Genomic DNA, 16000 nt, shown 5'->3' with positions numbered 1-16000 from the left:
CTGTTGGTCGGCCCGTCCGGCGATTTAGGAAGTTTACATTATTTATAATTATTGATGCAAAATTTAGTTTCAGATAAGATCGCGTTGTCCAGCCCTCCGGCTACCCACTGACAACACCAAAAACATGGCCGCTGTTTCACTGACCCCCCGCGCCCTTTATGAAGAGGTGGCGGAGCTGTTGCGCCAGCGGATTTTCAGCCGCGAGCTGGCGCCCGGCAGCTGGATTGACGAACTCAAACTGGCTGAGGAATACGGCATCAGCCGCACGCCACTGCGCGAAGCCCTGAAGGTGTTGGCGACTGAAGGCCTGGTCACCATGAAGGTCAGGCGTGGCGCCTACGTCACCGAAGTTTCAGAGCGTGACCTGGCCGATGTTTACCATCTGCTGGCCCTGCTGGAAAGCGACGCCGCCGGCGTGGTGGCGGCGCAAGCCACCGAAGAACAGCTTCGCGAACTGCAGGGCCTGCATGCGCAGCTGGAAGCCGCAACCGGTGATCGCGAACAATTTTTCGCCATCAATGAACGTTTTCACATGCGGCTGCTGGAAATCGCCAACAATCGCTGGCGCGACCAGATGGTGGCCGACCTGCGCAAGGTGATGAAACTCAATCGCCACAACTCGCTGCTCAAAAGCGGGCGCATCGGGGAATCGCTGGCTGAACACCGCGCCATCATGGATGCGCTGGCCCGGCATGATTCGCCGGGCGCCATGCAAACCATGCAGACCCATTTCAAAAGCGGGCTGGAAGCAGCCATTTAGCCGCCCAAGGCATAGCAGCCTGTGCTCAGCTCAGGCGTGCGGCTTCGCATCCCAGCGCTGCAGCGACTTGCCGTGTTTGTCCACGCTCTCGAGCTGAACCCGAAACCCCCAGAGCCGGGCCACGTGTTTGATGACTTCCTGCACGTCCTCCGTGAGCGGCCTGTCGTCATGGCGGGAATGGCGCAATGTCAGGGAACGGTCGCCCCGCACGTCCACATCCCAGACCTGGATGTTTGGTTCGCGGTAACTGATGTCGAACTGGCGCGACAGGGCCTCGCGCACGTGCCGGTAACCGGCCTCATCGTGGATCGCGGCAACTTCAAGTTCCGTGTCCGCGGCATCGTCCAGCACAGAAAAAAGGCGGAACTCGCGCATCAGGTGCGGCGATAGGTATTGCCCGATGAAACTCTCGTCCCGGTAATGCCGCATGACGTGGTCAAGCGTCTTGAGCCAGTCGGACCCGGCGATGTCGGGAAACCACTGCCGGTCTTCTTCCGTGGGTGCCTGGCAAATGCGTTTGATGTCGCTGAACATGGCAAAGCCCAGCGCGTAAGGGTTGATGCCGCTGTAGCCCGGGTGCGTCACCGGCGGCTGGTAGACCACGTTGGTGTGGGAGCGCAGACATTCGATCATGAAACCATCGGTCAGCAAACCCTCGTCATACATGGTGTTGAGCAATGTGTAGTGCCAGAACGTGGCCCAGCCCTCGTTCATGATCTGGGTCTGCCGCTGCGGATAAAAATACTGCGCGACCTTGCGCACGATGCGGATCACCTCGCGTTGCCAGGGCTCGAGCAAAGGGGCATTCTTTTCAATGAAGTAAAGGATGTTTTCCTCCGGCTCCACCGGAAAGCGCCGGCTGGCCTTTTCACCGTCCGCCTGCTTTTCTGCCGACTTGGGCACGGTGCGCCATAAATCGTTGATCTGCTGCTGCAGATAAGCCTCGCGGTCCTTGCGGCGCGCCTCTTCCTCGGCCAGCGACAGTTTCTGCGAACGCCGGTAGCGGTCCACCCCATGGCTCATCAGTGCGTGGCAGGAGTCCAGCAACTGCTCGACCGCATCCCATCCGTGGTGCTCCTCGCACTCGGCGATGTAGGCCCGCGCATACACCAGGTAGTCGATGATGGAAGTGGCGTCCGTCCACATGCGGAACAGGTAATTGCCCTTGAAGAAGGAGTTGTGGCCGTAACAGGCGTGTGCCATCACCAGTGCCTGCATCGGCATGGTGTTTTCTTCCATCAGGTAGGCAATGCAGGGATCGGAATTGATCACCACTTCATAGGCCAGCCCCATCTGGCCGCGGCGATAACTTTTTTCAGTCGAAATAAACTGTTTCCCGAAGGACCAGTGCCTATAGCTCACCGGCATGCCCACCGCCGCATAGGCATCAATCATCTGCTCGGCCGTGATGACTTCAAGCTGGACCGGATAGGTGTCCAGACCAAAAGACCGGGCGGTTCGCGCGATCTCCCTGTGGTAAATCTCAATCAGCTCGAACGACCAGTCCGACGGCGAAGGAAGCCGCTCGCGCCGGCTCGTGGCGCGCAGGTCGGACGCCGTCATCTGCGTGGGCGAGGCGGATTCTGCTGCGCTCATACGCTGACGCCTTCTTTCTTGAAGAGGTCCCTGAACACAGGATAAATCTCCGTTGCCTCGCTGATCTTGCGCATCGCGAAGTTGGAATGGGTGCCGAGTATCTCGGAATACTCCTGCCACAGGTTCTGGTCTTCATCGCCGACCTGCACATAGGCAAAGTACCGGGAGGCCGGCAGCAGCTTTCCCACCAGGAGTTCGCGGCACTTGGACGAATCCTGGTGCCAGTTGTCGCCGTCCGACGCCTGGGCGCCGTAGATATTCCACTCCCCGGGCGGATAACGGGCCTCAATGATCTGCTGCATCAATGTCAGGGCACTGGACACCACGGTACCGCCGGTCTCGGCCGAGCGAAAAAATTCTTCCTCAGAAACTTCGGCGGCCTGGGTGTGGTGGCGAATGAAGATCACATCGGTCCGTTCGTAATGCCGTTGCAAGAACAGGTACAGCAGGATGAAAAAGCGCTTGGCAATATCCTTGCGCGCTTCATCCATCGAACCGGAGACGTCCATCAGGCAGAACATGGCCGCCTTGGCGGTTGGCACCGGCACCCTGACGCGGTTGCGGTAGCGCAGATCAAATGGATCAAAAAAAGGAACGCGCCGCAGGTGACGCCGCAACGCTTCGATCTGCGCTTTCAGGGCAGGCGTTTCGTCGGGCACACCGGGGCCCAGGCGCAAGGCTTCCGCCAGCTGCGCTTCCAGCTCACGCAGTTTGCGCCGGGATTCGCCGCCCAGCGCAATACGCCGGCTCAGCGCCACCCGCATGGAACGCACCACATGAAGATTGGTCGGTGTACCCTCCGAAACAAAGCCGGCGCGCTGCGACTTCCATTCCGGCGCGTCCGGCAGAAGCTGGGTGCGAATCAGATGCGGCAGCGCCAGGTCGTCGAAGAAATACTGCATGAACTCTTCACGCGTGATGCGGAACACGAAATCGTCCTCGCCGCTCCCGTCCTGGCTGGCGCCCTGCCCCGACCCGCCAGCGCCCCGACCCTCCGGCCGCTCGATGCGATCGCCGCGCACGTACTCGCGGTTACCGGGGTGAACCATTTCACGGCTGCCGCCGGCACCGTGGCTAAAAACAGGCTCCGACACGTCGCGCCGCGGCAGCGTGATGTCTTCGCCCTGCTCGATGTCATGGATGCTGCGGCCGGAAACCGCGCGGCGAACCGCGTCCCGGATCTGCCCCCGGAATCGGCGCAGAAAACGTTCCCGGTTGCCGATCGACTTGTTCTTGCCCGACAGGCGCCTGTCAATGACTTGCTGGAGCATGGGGTTCCCTGGTCTGATGCAAAATGGCGCGCTCGCGCAACATGCCCTGGTTTTCAGGAACTCTTGCGAACCCGCAGGTACCAGTCGCACAGCAATCGGACCTGGCGCGTGGTGTAACCCTTGTCGACCATCCGGTTGACAAAGTCTTCGTGCTTTTGCTGCTCGTCCGCGCTGGCCTTGGCGTTGAATGAAATCACGGGCAGCAGATCCTCGGTGTTCGAGAACATCTTCTTCTCGATCACGGTCCGTAATTTTTCGTAGCTGGTCCAAGTCGGGTTCTTGCCCGCATTGTTGGCCCGCGCACGCAGAACGAAGTTGACGATTTCGTTGCGGAAATCTTTCGGGTTGCTGATGCCCGCCGGCTTTTCAATTTTCTCCAACTCGGCATTCAGGGAGGACCGGTCGAAGATTTCGCCGGTGTCCGTGTCGCGGTATTCCTGGTCCTGGATCCAGAAATCGGCATAGGTCACGTAGCGATCGAAAATGTTCTGGCCGTACTCCGAATAAGACTCCAGGTAGGCGGTCTGGATTTCCTTGCCGATGAACTCGGCATAACGTGCCGCCAGCGTTTCCTTGATGAAGGCCAGATACTTCTGCTCGGTTTCGACCGGAAACTGCTCGCGCTCGATCTGCTTTTCCAGAACATACATGAGGTGCACCGGATTGGCGGCAATTTCCGTGGAGTCGAAATTAAACACCTTGGAGAGGATCTTGAAAGCAAAACGTGTCGAAATGCCGTTCATGCCTTCATCCACGCCGGCGTAGTCGCGGTACTCCTGGTAGCTCTTGGCTTTCGGGTCGGTGTCCTTGAGATTCTCGCCGTCATACACCTGCAGCTTGCTGAACATGCTGGAGTTTTCCGGCTCCTTCAGTCGCGTCAGCACGGCGAATTGCGCCATCATCTTCAGCGTGCCGGGCGCGCAGACCGCGTTGTTCAGCGATGAATTGCGAATCAGTTTTTCATAAATCTTGACTTCTTCCGTGACACGAAGGCAGTAAGGTACCTTGACGATGTAGATGCGGTCCAGGAACGCCTCGTTGTTCCTGTTGTTCTTGAAAGCCTTCCATTCGCTTTCGTTGGAGTGGGCCATCACGATGCCATCGAACGGAATGGCGCCAAACCCCTCGGTGCCCTTGAAGTTGCCCTCCTGCGTGGCGGTGAGCAAGGGGTGCAGCACCTTGATGGGCGCCTTGAACATCTCGACAAACTCGAGCAATCCCTGGTTGGCCAGGCACAGCCCGCCGGAATAACTGTACGCGTCGGGGTCGTCCTGCGCGTAGGTCTCGAGCTTGCGGATGTCGATCTTGCCGACCAGCGAAGAGATGTCCTGGTTGTTCTCGTCACCGGGCTCGGTCTTGGCAATACCGCATTGCTTGAGGATGGACGGATAACGCTTGAGCACGCGGAACTGGCGCACATCACCGCCATATTCTTCAAGCCGCTTGACGGCCCAGGGCGACATCACACGCTGCAGGTAACGCGGCGCAATGCCGTACTGGGCTTCGAGCACAGGCGCGTCTTCGGCATTGTTGAACAACCCCAACGGCGACTCATTGACGGGCGAACCCTTGAGCGCATAAAAGGGCACTTTTTCCATCAACTGCTTGAGCCGCTCAGCAATGGATGACTTGCCGCCGCCCACGGGGCCCAGCAGATAGAGGATCTGCTTTTTTTCTTCCAGCCCCTGCGCGGCGTGGCGGAAGTAGGACACCACCTGCTCGATCGGATCTTCGAGCCCATAGAAGTCGCGGAATGCCGGGTAAATCTTGATGACCTTGTTGCCGAACAGGCGGGACAGGCGCTGGTCGTGGCGGGTATCAACCAGCTCGGGTTCACCCACGGCGGCAAGAATGCGCTCAGCCGCCGTTGCGTAAACCAGGGGATCGTTTTTGCAGGCATCGAGGTATTCCTCGATGGACAGTTCTTCTTCTCGCGTCTGTTCGTAACGCGTCAGAAAATTGCGGACGACATTCATAGGGCCTCCTATGCACGCTGCACCGGAAGGATCGCTGACCCGTGACGCCAAATCGCTTCTGGTAACCGCGCTGTGACTCGACTGTTTACATCTGATGGCTGTACCGGATAAGTGCAGGGTCAATGAAAAAAAAGTTCCCGGTACCCAAGGCTACAGCGTACAACGTTATTGGCCAAGCTGCAGACAGAAAAACAGTGCAAAGGGTTTTATGTTGTTTCAGGCGTGAAGGGCTTATCATTTCGTGGAGCATCCGGAAGCTGGGTGTCCAGCGATTCACGGTAACGCAAACATCCGAGGAGAAACTGCGGCCACTCAGGGACAACGGGAAGCGGATCCGTTTTCTCCGGCAACAGCGACCACAAGGCCGGGTGGTGCCAGCACAGTTCGTGGCCGGTGCTGTCGCGATGCGCGCGAATGCCGTGCCTGAGCTTCCTGGCTTCGGCGATGAGTTGCTCCCGCGACATGTGATCAAGATCAGCGTCCATGGTGCCTCCATTGCAAGGTCAGAGCAGTTCATGGTAGCTCTCTCATCCTTGCACAGGATCCGCTGCGTTAAATTTGACCTGCGCTGATTGCAGAAAAGCAACGAGGCTGACATGGAGGCATGCAAGCGGCTCAAGATGGTGCATGATTGCCAGTGACTACGCGAGCCGATGGTGGCAACCCTCAGGCCATCAAGGAGGTGCTGTCGCGCCTGGCGCCGAAACTACCGTGCGCCTGTACGCAATTCCTCAGGAACGCACCGGAAGCGCTTGCTTTGCTGGACGCGTCACGAGAAACACACCCGGCAGAATCAGCAGCGCACCAACGGCATGGTGCCAGCCCGGCGGCTCGCCAAGCAGGCCCCAGGCGGCAGCGGCCGCGTACAGCGGGCCCAGGTAAAGCGCCACTGCCACCCGGCTGGCACCCAGGATTTTTTGCGCCCAGCCGTAAATCCAGTAGGCGCCCACGCCGGGGATCAGCGCAGCCACCACCATCAACCACACGGCATAAGCGCTCAAGGTATCTGCCCCGGGGCGCGTGGTTTCCCAAAGCGCCGGAGGCAGCAGGACCACGGTGCCGCCTATGCAGATTGCGGCCAGCCGTGCGGTGGCCCCCAGGGAGCTGGGCCATCTTTTCTGCAGCAGCGCATAACCCGCCCACGACACCATGGCGGCAAGAATCCACACATCGCCGGGCACAAACTGCACGTCAGCCAAGGCGGTCCACTGCCCCTTGACGACCACATGGACAACACCCGCCAGTGCCAGCAGCACACCCGCCTTCTGGCGCGAACCAAAACCTTCACCCAGCCACCACATGGCGCCCAGGCTGATCAGCACCGGAGAGGCCGAATAGATCAATGCAATATTCATGGCGCCCGTGGAACGCGCGCCTTCATACACCCAGGCGCCGCAGATCAGCATGCCCAGGGTGCCAAGCACCAGGTACTGCCGCCAGGCACGAGCAATCGCGGCCCGCTGCTGCCACAGCTCGCCCCGCGTGATCACCACGAGAATCAGCGCGGCCAGGCCCCAGCGGCCCAGTGCCAGCATGTAGGGGCCAATGACACCGGGCGCCTTGCGTGCCACGATGTAGTTGACGGCCCACAGCGCGGGCACCAGCCACAGGAGCACCAGGGCCCGGCGCGTTTCGCGCAGCGCGGCGTCAGGCATGAACCATCGCGGCTTGCAGCAAAGATGCGCCGCCTTCGATCAAAGGCGGCTGTGCGTGCGCCAGCGCCATCACATCGCGTGGATGCCAGCTCTTGAGCTTGTGATCGCTCCAGACCTGGCGCCAGCGGCGGCTGCCGGCCAGGCCATGGCGCAGGCCCAGCATGTGGCGCGCAATGGTGGGCCAGGGTGTGCCATGCGCCTCGGCTTCACGCGCCATGTAAGCCACCATCTGCTCCTCGACCGACTCGCGCGTGAGGTCCCGGGGCGCATCCGCAAAGAAGTCCGCATCCCATGAGGCCAGCCACCAGGGGTTGTGGTAAGCCTCGCGGCCCACCATCACACCGTCAAGCTGCTCCAGCTCGCCGGCCACCTGCCCGCCGGTGGTGATGCCGCCATTGATGACGATGGCGAGTTGCGGAAACTCGCGCTTGAGACGGTAGACCAGCTCGTAACGCAGCGGGGGAACTTCGCGATTTTCCTTCGGGCTCAGGCCCTTGAGCCAGGCATTGCGGGCATGCACGATGAAGGTCGTGCAGCCGGCCTCGCTGACGCGGCCCACAAAATCGCGCACAAATTCATAACTCTCGGTTTTGTCGATGCCGATGCGGTGCTTGACGGTCACCGGCACATCCACCACATCCACCATGGCCTTGACGCAGTCAGCCACGAGTTGCGGCTCGGCCATCAGGCAGGCACCGAAGGCACCGCGCTGCACGCGCTCGCTGGGGCAGCCGCAATTGATATTGATCTCGTCATATCCCCACTGCTGACCAAGCCGGGCGCAATGCGCCAGATCGGCCGGCTCGCTGCCGCCCAGCTGCAGCGCCACCGGGTGTTCCTCAGCGTTGAAACGCAGATGCCGCGCCACGTCGCCATGAACCAGTGCACCGGTAGTCACCATTTCGGTGTACAACAAGGCGTGGCGCGACAGCAGACGATGAAAGTAGCGGCAATGCCGGTCCGTCCAGTCCATCATTGGGGCAACGCTGAGGCGGTGGGAAGGGAAAGCGCCGGGGGTCATCGGGAGCATCGGGAGAGCGGGTTCGGTCTGCATGAAAGCCATAGTTTCTCACGCGGGCCCGCGGGGGGCGCCGGCGTGGTGAAATTGCCGCACAGCGGGTAGGCACCGACACCTGCTCTGCGCTGCAGGCCGGATAATAAGCAGCCCGGGCGCACCGGCTATTTTTTCTCCTTACCCAGCCATGACCATGACAGACTTGCCATCACGGATGACCTCTTCCCCCCGCTATCCGGAAGCAATGACCCCGGCCCGGCCGCCGCGCCGCACCCCGGACAAAAGCCGCACAGGCCTGCTGCTGCCCCTGCTGCTTTCGCTGGCCGCCTGCACGTCCGTTCCGCTGCCGCCGTGGCCGGCTCCGGGCGGCACGCCCAAGGCGCCGCCTGTTGCTGCGCCGGCCCCCAGCGCCGCACCGGCCGCCATCGCCCAGCCAGTGCCCGTCCGGCCGGGTATGGTCATTGCTCCGCCGGCAGCCGAAGCACCCTACAGTGCCGCCGTGGCGGCCCGCTTTCCGGCACCGTCCATCATTTACAACACGCCCGGCCTGCAGGAAGGACGCAGCAGCTTCACCTCGAATGCGGAAATCCAGACCTGGCTGCGCGACCTGACGGCCGAGGCTTCCCGCTCACCTGGCTTGAAAGCCGCGGTTCTGCCCATGGGCCAGTCGCAGCGAGGCGAAGCCCTGGAAGCCCTGGTACTGACACGCGCCGCCGGCGCGGACGCCGCCGCCCTGGCGGCTTCCGGCCGGCCCACGGTGCTGCTGATCGGCCAGCAGCACGGCGACGAGCCGGCCGGCAGCGAGGCCCTGCTGGTGATTGCGCGCGAGCTCACGCAAGGCCTGCTGCGGCCGATGCTGGAACGTATCAACGTCATCATCGTGCCGCGTGCCAATCCGGACGGCGCGGCGGTCGGCCAGCGCGTGACCGCCGGTGGTCTGGACATGAACCGCGACCACCTGCTGCTCAACACGCCAGAGGCCCAGGCCCTGGCGCGCCTGACGCGTGACTACCGACCCACCGTGGTGGTCGATGCCCACGAATACACCGTGGTTGGCCGTTTCCTGCAGAAGTTCGGCGCCATCCAGAAATACGATGCGCTGCTGCAGTACGCGACCACCGCCAACGTTCCAGAGTTTGTAACCAAGGCCGCTGAGGAGTGGTTCCGCCGGCCGCTGCTGACCGCCCTGAGGACACAGGGGCTGAGCGCCGAGTGGTACTACACCACCTCGACCGACCTGGCGGACAAGAAAGTCTCCATGGGCGGCACCCAGCCCGACACCGGCCGCAACGTCAACGGCTTGAAAAACACTGTCAGCCTGCTGATTGAAACGCGTGGTGTGGGCATAGGCCGCCTGCACCTGCAGCGCCGCGTGCACACCCATGTCAGCGCCATCTCCAGCGTGCTTGCCAGCACGGCCCAGCGCGCCGGCGACCTCGGTCAGCTGAAGCCTTATGTGGAAAAGGAATTGAGCACCATGGCCTGCAAGGAAGAGGCCGTGGTCGAGGCCGGCCCCACCCTGGGTCAGCAGGAACTCATCATGCTGGACCCGGTCACCGGTGGCGACAGGGCGATCCGCGTGGAATGGAACTCGGCGCTGACGCTGCGCAAGCTCAAGACGCGCGTGCGCCCCTGCGGCTACTGGCTCTCGGCGGGATCGAAAACAGCGGTGGAGCGCTTGCGCCTGCATGGCGTGCAGGTGCTGCGCGTGGCCGAGCCCGGCTCCATGCTAGGCGACATCTACCGTGAAACCAGCCGGGCTGCCGGCGCGCGGCAGGACGTGCGCGGCGCCATCGCCGACGCCGGACAAATCGTCAGGACCGAAGTAGCCCTGGTGCGCGGCGTGGTTGATGCGCCCACCGGCAGCTACTACGTGCCGCTGAACCAGCCCCTGTCCAACCTGGTGATTGCCGCGCTGGAGCCGGACACCCAAAGCAGCTATTTCGCGAACCAGCTGATCGACAGCCTGGACAACGTCGCCCGTGTGATGTCGGAGCCCGCGCTGCGCGCCGAAGATCTGCCCTGAAGCGCCCTTGCCTTTCCCTTTCTTTCCCCCGTTAGCGGAGTAATCCGGGGCGCGTCCGGTTCACGCATTTTGTGCGAACCGGCCTACAGACAGCGTGACGCGTCCATGCATTAATGGTGGGTCCCCACTACAAGGATCCACCATGAAAGCGTTTGCACTTCACCCCAAAATGCTGACCCTGCAGGGCGTGTTCTACCCGAAGGGCTACGCCTTCATCATGTTTCCGGAAGCCGAACAGGCCGAGCAGGCCGCACGCGAGCTGGAAGACGGCGGTTTTCCAAGCCAGGCCATCACAGTGCTGACACCCGAGGCCATCCTGCGTGAAATCGGCCAAGTGGACGGCGACTCGGATGTCTCACTGCCGTCGGTGGGCACCGAAGGCGCCACGGTCCGCAAGTATGTCGACCTGGCGCGCGAAGGCCATCACGCCCTGATGGTGCACGCACCGTCTGAAAAAGACACCGAACGCGTGATGATGGTGGTGCGAAAGCAACCCTTTTCCTACGGCCAGAAATACCATATGCTGGCCATGGAAGACTTGGAGTAGACCGCCCCGACGTGCGGACACTTCTGAATTCATAGCTGCCTGTGCCCGCCATTATTGGGCTGGAGGCAGAAATTGCTCTCAAAAACCAAACCAGCCCCGTCAGCTGGCCTGCGGCTTCATTTATACGTCATTTGTACCTGCAGCCCTTTCCCAGCCAGCACGAGCAGCTATTGATTTGATAGCTATCCAAACCTCCCGCTAACGGCCCCATTCCTCCATCGGCAAACCGGGCCCGGCTGATAATGGCCTGCCGCTGGGCACGCCCTGGCTGGTGGCCTCGATTGCACTGTTTGTTTTTGCAGGCGCGTGCTGGCGGCCTGTGGTGTGGCTGCAGATTCGCATGGTGGCGATGGCACAAAAGGCAGTGCGCGGTGGAGCTGCGTTGCCCGATGCCTACTGGCGCTACGCGCAGTGGTGGGAATGGCTGGGCTATCCGGCGTTGTGGCGATGCTGGCCGTGTTTTATCTAATGGTGGCGAAGCCCGCGCTGGCTTAGCGCCGCGAATGCTCGACTGGATCCGGAAGCCGCTTCACCCGGGGCGTGGCTTGCAGTTCATCCATCAGCCATTGCACAAATTCCTGCGTCTCAGGGGCCGCGTTCCGCGCCAAACCAAAATAGTGGCAGCTCAAAGCCATCCGCAACTCCGGCAAAGGACAGACCAGGCGTCCTGAAGCAATGTCCTGCGTCACCAGCGACACCGGTGCCAACGCAAAACCTAACCCATCCACGGCTGCCTGCAGAACGAAATGCAAATGATCAAATTGCAGGCAGTTGGCGGGCTTCAACCCAGGTGCGTTCACCTGCTTCTTCCAGTTTTCCCAATCCTTGCTGCGCGACTTGGACAGCAGCAAGACATGCGCCGCCAGCGATTGCGGACCGGTGACGGGACGGCTGGCGAACAAGGCGGGTGATCCCACGACGAGAACTTCATCTTCCAGGAAGGGATGAATCTGCATCCCCGTTGGCCAGCCCTTGGCACCTCGCCGGATGGCGAGGTCGAATTCGTCAACAGCCTTGTCCGGCGGCAAGGTGCTGGTCATGACTTGCGGTTCGATGTCTGGGTGCTTCGCCACAAAGCCTGGCAGCCTGGGGATCAGCCAGCGCACCGCGAAGGAAGGTCTGACGTTGACCCTGACAGCACGCAAGGGTGTGGCACCCCTGAGCAATTCGGCGGCCGCGCCTATTTGCGCCAGTGCCGGCCCCACCTGCGCGTGAAACTGGTGGCCGGCTGCAGTCAGAAGGACCTGCCGGGTTTTCCGCTCGAACAGGTCGACCCCCAGATGAGCTTCCAGCGCCTTGATCTGGCGGCTGATGGCGCTGTGCGTCACGTACAGCTCCAGGGCAGCCCGGGTGAAACTCTGATGCCGCGCCGCCGCCGAGAAGGCACGGACCGCATTCAACGGAGGCAGGCGGGGCAACATGCGTGCGATTTTCTCACACGTGTAGCGCACTAATGTCGTTTGTGGGCAGACGCGATGTCCGGCACGATTCAACTCATGAATCCTGCTTCAACTGCACACAACCCCGACCGCAACTCGCGTCATGCGGCGATGGCGCTCGGGCTGGCACTGCCGGGCGACACGGTGCTTTACCTGCTTTTGCCGATGTTCGCTTCCGCGTTTGGCGTCAGCCTGCCCGAAGCAGGCATTTTGTTGGCCGCCAACCGCCTCATACGCATTGCAGGGTACGGCGCAGTGGCAAGGTTTTATGCCCGGAACGGTGAGCGGCGCACCTGCACAATCGCCGTGCTTGCCGCTGCAGTGTGTGCGCTGGGCTACGCCACACTCACCGGCTTCATCGCCTTGCTCTTCCTGCGGCTGCTGTGGGGCCTGGCTTTCGCGGCGCTGAACCTGGCGACGCAGGCCTTGGCCACGGCCGAACCGGCAGGCGCCACGCGCCGTGCCGGGCGCTCCCGTGCATTCACGGCTCTGGGGCCCATGCTTGCGTTGCCTTTAGGTGGCGTGAGTGCGCTCTGGTTTGGCCCCAAAGTTATTTTCTTTCTGTTCGCGGCGGTCGCCTTGTCTGCATTGCTGGTCACGCGGCAACTGCCAACCATCCCCCATGCAGAGCCGCCACCCAGAAAAAAATGGTTGAAATTTCCGGGCAGCCTGGACAACTTTTCCTTCATTGAAGGCCTCGTGCTAGACGGCCTGTTCATCATCGGCCTGTCTTACCTGGGGCGCGACCTGCTGCCGGGTAATCCGGTCATCGTGGCAGGCCTTCTGTTGTCGATTCGCTACCTGGCAGAAATTGTTCTGAGTTCTACCAGTGGACACATGGCCGAAAAACACGGTGCCGAAACCTTGTTGGTGATCTTTTCTGTGCTGACTTCTGTAGCCTTGGTCGGCTTTGGTTTCGGCTGGCTGTGGTCTTGCGCATTGGCCATCGTGATTTTGCGTGCCCTGCTGTTGCCGCTACTGCCGCCGCTGGTTGCCCTTCGCACACCAGGTCCCGGCCGAATACAGGCCCTGGCCACGCGCTCGGTCTGGCGCGACATGGGGGCCGGCGCCGGCCCGGTGCTGGCCGGCCTGCTGTTGCCCATCGCGCCATCTGCATGGATTTACGGCGTCGCTGCGCTGCTTCTGTCGGCAACGGCCCTTGCCTGCCTGAAGCAGCGCAGCGATTGAACAACCATCCGTCACCGCCCTCTTCTTTCATCCACTTCTTCCGGAGACCTGCACTTGGACATTCACCACACGCTTTTCAGCTGCGCGGGCGGCACGGTAGCCTTGCCGGTCAAGCCCATGAACCACCGCAGCGATGGCGGGCATTTGCTGGTGAATCCACCGCGCCCGGTGTGGGAAAGAAGCGAACTGACGCCCGATGAATTGGCGCGATGGGCCTGCCTGGTGGCCGCCACAGGAAGAGCCATGCTGGACGCGCTGCCTCAACTCGCCGGAGGGTGTCTGAACTACTGGGAAGCAGGCAACAATGCCCTCAACGAGCTGACCCAACCGCCAGGACCCAAGACCCCACAGCTTCACCGGAAAATGCATCTGCATGTTTTTGGAAGAAGCCCACGGGCCACCCATGCCGACTGGCAATGGGGCGAGCCACCGCAGTTTCCAAAGTTTGCTTTCTCAGAAAGCTGGGCCGCGCAGTTCAGTCGTTTGGAGGCGGAGGAATGCGCTGCTATTGGAGAGAGGATCGAGGTGCTGTTGGCGACCAGGTATGCCCTCGAACCTTGATGCCGATCGCGCCGGTGGCCGACGCCCCTCAACCAATCCACCTCTGTCTGATCGAGTCCCAACGATAAACACCCTCATCGCTTCACGGCGGGGCCGATGATTTCTATCCTGTTGGTCCAGAGGTATCCGGAAAATCCGGCTGACACTTTCGCAAGCTGCTCCAGCGTATCTATGCCCGCTGTACCGGGATCGCCTGCTTCCAGAGGGCCAAGCAAAATCACTTCGCTACCTGCTTCGTGCAACCGCCCAACAAGCAGATGGGGCCAACCCCATAACCAAGGCGCGACATTGAGCGGAATCATGACTGTGGTGTTTCTACAAGCCTGCGGAACAAAGCCTGTCCAACCCAGTGCCAAGTAGCGACCCAGGCAATTCACCAGGCCACGGCGCGACCAGACCTTGAGGTCGCCACCCAACAACTTGGCAGCGCGAAAAGTCGGTTCGTCGCCGCCATAAGCGCCCCACACGGCAGGCCGCCACGCGGGTTGCTTGGCAATGAGCGAAGCAAGCATGTCGCCTTCACGTTCCTCGCGACTCTTGAAGTTGATGAGAAAACGGCCTTGCGGAACAGCAGCAAAAACTTCCGTCAACTCAGGCATGAGGCCAACGCCTCGACCGCGCAAGGGGAAAGTGCGGCCGCCGTCTGCCGTATAACCATACCCTACGTCCAGGGTCTGCAGATAGGCAAGGTCATGGCGGCGTGTTTCGCCTTTCCCTTCTGTGCGGCAATCCAACGTCCAGTCGTGCATGACCGCCAAACGTCCGTCCGTGGTGGGGTGCACGTCCAGTTCGACGATGTCGGCACCTGCAGCAAAGGCTGCCTGCATGGAACGGATGGTGTTTTCCATGTAGTCGTGCACCGGGGGATAGATTCGCTGGGCCGTGCAGGTGTCATTCTTCAGTCCTTCGCGGTGATAGGTCTGATGCACCCCTCGATGGGAAATCAGCCGCAGGTCGCCTGCTTCTGCCGGCGGAACTCGCCAGGAAGCGTTGAAAACATAAAGCGTAGCGATAACAACAAGCGTCGCCAGAAAGATTTTTTGTTTGCGCATGTCGCGTCAATCAGGTCAGGTCAGATCAATAACAGCGTGACTTGGCCACGCATAAAAATGACGAATCGTATCTTGATCTGGGCAGCGCGAATCAAGTCTGTTCCTGGTCGCAAGCAGCCTTCACCTGAGCACAAGGACGCTGCGAATGCAGCAGAAGATCTGATCGGGGCCGATTATCCAGGCCGAAGAGCATCCCGGCGGTAGCTGATGGGCGTGACGCCCGTCGTGGCCCGAAAGACGGTTGAGAAATGTGCGTGGCTCGCAAAGCCGGTGTCGAGCGCGATCGCGGTGAGCGTCGCGTCAGTGCGGCAAAGCAGCTCCCGCGCATGCTCCAGTCGCCGCGCCTGGATGTATTGATGTGGCGTCGCCGAAAAACTCGTCTTGAACGCACGGGCAAATCTAACCACGCCCATGCCAAGTGTGGCGGCCATGTCCACCGTCGTCGGAGGATTCTGCAAGTTGGAATCGACAAGCATCTCGAGCCATTCCGTCATTGAAAGCCCGCGAACAAACCTTGGTGGAGGTACGCCCTGTGGATAACTCTCCTCCGCTCCTGAAATACGCTGACTGCCAGGCTTACGTCGCAGTCGGCATCAACAGAGGCCCCGACGCAATAGATGCGCCTAGACCTCAAGTCTTGGAAGGTGGGAGAAAGGAAGTGCTCGTCGCCAGATAGCTATCAAATACATAGCCATAGACGCTCATAAATAGAGGGCCACAATCACTTTTCATCGGAATTTCCTAGAAATTCCCACCGCCCCCATGCGCCAAACTCTCGAACTTGGTGATGCGGTTGATAAACGCCAGCTTGACAGTGCCGGTCGGGCCGTTACGCTGCTTGCTGATGATGACCTCGGCCACGCCGGGTTCCTTGCAGGCGTCTTTGGTGTAGTACTCGTCGCGGTAGATGAACA

General features: G+C 61.1%; 16 protein-coding genes. 6 read left to right on the top strand and 10 right to left on the bottom strand.

All coding sequences use genetic code 11. The annotated features are described in order from the left end of the window. Window positions 1-124 precede the first annotated feature (124 nt). Complete coding sequence (locus ABI660_RS06070) at window positions 125-760, top strand: GntR family transcriptional regulator (protein ID WP_348065953.1); 636 nt, start codon at window positions 125-127, stop codon at window positions 758-760. 30 nt (window positions 761-790) lie between these two features. Here the strand turns inward: ABI660_RS06070 and ABI660_RS06065 are convergent, their stop codons facing one another. From ABI660_RS06065 to dusA, 6 genes are all read right to left on the bottom strand, one after another. Next, the gene (locus ABI660_RS06065) at window positions 791-2323 is read right to left on the bottom strand and encodes a SpoVR family protein (protein WP_348066051.1); all 1533 of its coding nucleotides are present in this window, start codon (window positions 2321-2323) and stop codon (window positions 791-793) included. Between the two features lie 29 nt (window positions 2324-2352). Further along, window positions 2353-3627 (bottom strand): YeaH/YhbH family protein, encoded by a 1275-nt coding sequence (locus tag ABI660_RS06060; RefSeq protein ID WP_348065951.1) that lies wholly within the window; start codon window positions 3625-3627, stop codon window positions 2353-2355. A gap of 53 nt (window positions 3628-3680) precedes the next feature. Next, the gene (locus ABI660_RS06055) at window positions 3681-5603 is read right to left on the bottom strand and encodes a PrkA family serine protein kinase (protein ID WP_348065949.1); all 1923 of its coding nucleotides are present in this window, start codon (window positions 5601-5603) and stop codon (window positions 3681-3683) included. Between the two features lie 206 nt (window positions 5604-5809). After that, a complete protein-coding gene (locus tag ABI660_RS06050) occupies window positions 5810-6088 on the bottom strand; it encodes a hypothetical protein (protein ID WP_348065948.1) in 279 nt (92 codons plus the stop codon). Window positions 6089-6334: 246 nt separating this feature from the next. Next, a complete protein-coding gene (locus ABI660_RS06045; RefSeq protein WP_348065946.1) occupies window positions 6335-7258 on the bottom strand; it encodes a DMT family transporter in 924 nt (307 codons plus the stop codon). Continuing rightward, window positions 7251-8288 (bottom strand): tRNA dihydrouridine(20/20a) synthase DusA, encoded by a 1038-nt coding sequence (gene dusA / locus ABI660_RS06040; RefSeq protein WP_348066049.1) that lies wholly within the window; start codon window positions 8286-8288, stop codon window positions 7251-7253. Before dusA ends, ABI660_RS06045 begins: the two co-directional genes overlap by 8 nt. Before the next feature lie 229 nt (window positions 8289-8517). Between dusA and ABI660_RS06035 the strand changes: the two genes are divergently transcribed. From ABI660_RS06035 to ABI660_RS06025, 3 genes are all read left to right on the top strand, one after another. Then, the gene (locus ABI660_RS06035) at window positions 8518-10299 is read left to right on the top strand and encodes a M14 family metallopeptidase (RefSeq protein WP_348066047.1); all 1782 of its coding nucleotides are present in this window, start codon (window positions 8518-8520) and stop codon (window positions 10297-10299) included. Between the two features lie 142 nt (window positions 10300-10441). Beyond that, window positions 10442-10846: an RNA-binding protein gene (locus tag ABI660_RS06030; RefSeq protein WP_348065945.1), complete on the top strand. Its 405-nt coding sequence runs from the start codon at window positions 10442-10444 to the stop codon at window positions 10844-10846. A gap of 271 nt (window positions 10847-11117) precedes the next feature. Next, window positions 11118-11315 (top strand): DUF2269 family protein, encoded by a 198-nt coding sequence (locus ABI660_RS06025; RefSeq protein ID WP_348065944.1) that lies wholly within the window; start codon window positions 11118-11120, stop codon window positions 11313-11315. Between the two features lie 22 nt (window positions 11316-11337). Here the strand turns inward: ABI660_RS06025 and gcvA are convergent, their stop codons facing one another. After that, window positions 11338-12267, bottom strand: coding sequence for a transcriptional regulator GcvA (gene gcvA, locus ABI660_RS06020; protein WP_348065942.1), 930 nt, complete (start codon window positions 12265-12267; stop codon window positions 11338-11340). Between the two features lie 75 nt (window positions 12268-12342). On the opposite strand from gcvA, the gene ABI660_RS06015 reads away from it, so the two are divergent. Both ABI660_RS06015 and ABI660_RS06010 read left to right on the top strand, forming a co-directional pair. After that, a complete protein-coding gene (locus ABI660_RS06015; protein ID WP_348065941.1) occupies window positions 12343-13473 on the top strand; it encodes an MFS transporter in 1131 nt (376 codons plus the stop codon). 117 nt (window positions 13474-13590) lie between these two features. Further along, entirely contained in the window at window positions 13591-14034 is a 444-nt protein-coding gene (locus ABI660_RS06010; RefSeq protein WP_348065939.1) for a hypothetical protein, read from the top strand. A gap of 74 nt (window positions 14035-14108) precedes the next feature. Here the strand turns inward: ABI660_RS06010 and ABI660_RS06005 are convergent, their stop codons facing one another. The 3 genes from ABI660_RS06005 to ABI660_RS05995 all read right to left on the bottom strand — a co-directional run. Further along, window positions 14109-15086 carry a glycerophosphodiester phosphodiesterase family protein gene (locus tag ABI660_RS06005; protein WP_348065938.1) on the bottom strand — a complete coding sequence of 326 codons (978 nt, stop codon included), beginning with the start codon at window positions 15084-15086 and terminating at the stop codon, window positions 14109-14111. Window positions 15087-15259: 173 nt separating this feature from the next. Next, window positions 15260-15562: an AraC family transcriptional regulator gene (locus tag ABI660_RS06000; protein ID WP_348065936.1), complete on the bottom strand. Its 303-nt coding sequence runs from the start codon at window positions 15560-15562 to the stop codon at window positions 15260-15262. Window positions 15563-15827: 265 nt separating this feature from the next. Next, on the bottom strand, window positions 15828-16000 hold a 173-nt coding region (locus ABI660_RS05995; protein WP_348066045.1), incomplete at its 5' end, for a DnaB-like helicase C-terminal domain-containing protein.

It is taken from the genome of Polaromonas sp. (genome assembly GCF_039930745.1).
Lineage (GTDB): Bacteria > Pseudomonadota > Gammaproteobacteria > Burkholderiales > Burkholderiaceae_C > Polaromonas.
Note: the sequence above shows the minus strand (reverse complement) of the source record. Positions and strands in the feature narration are given on the sequence as shown.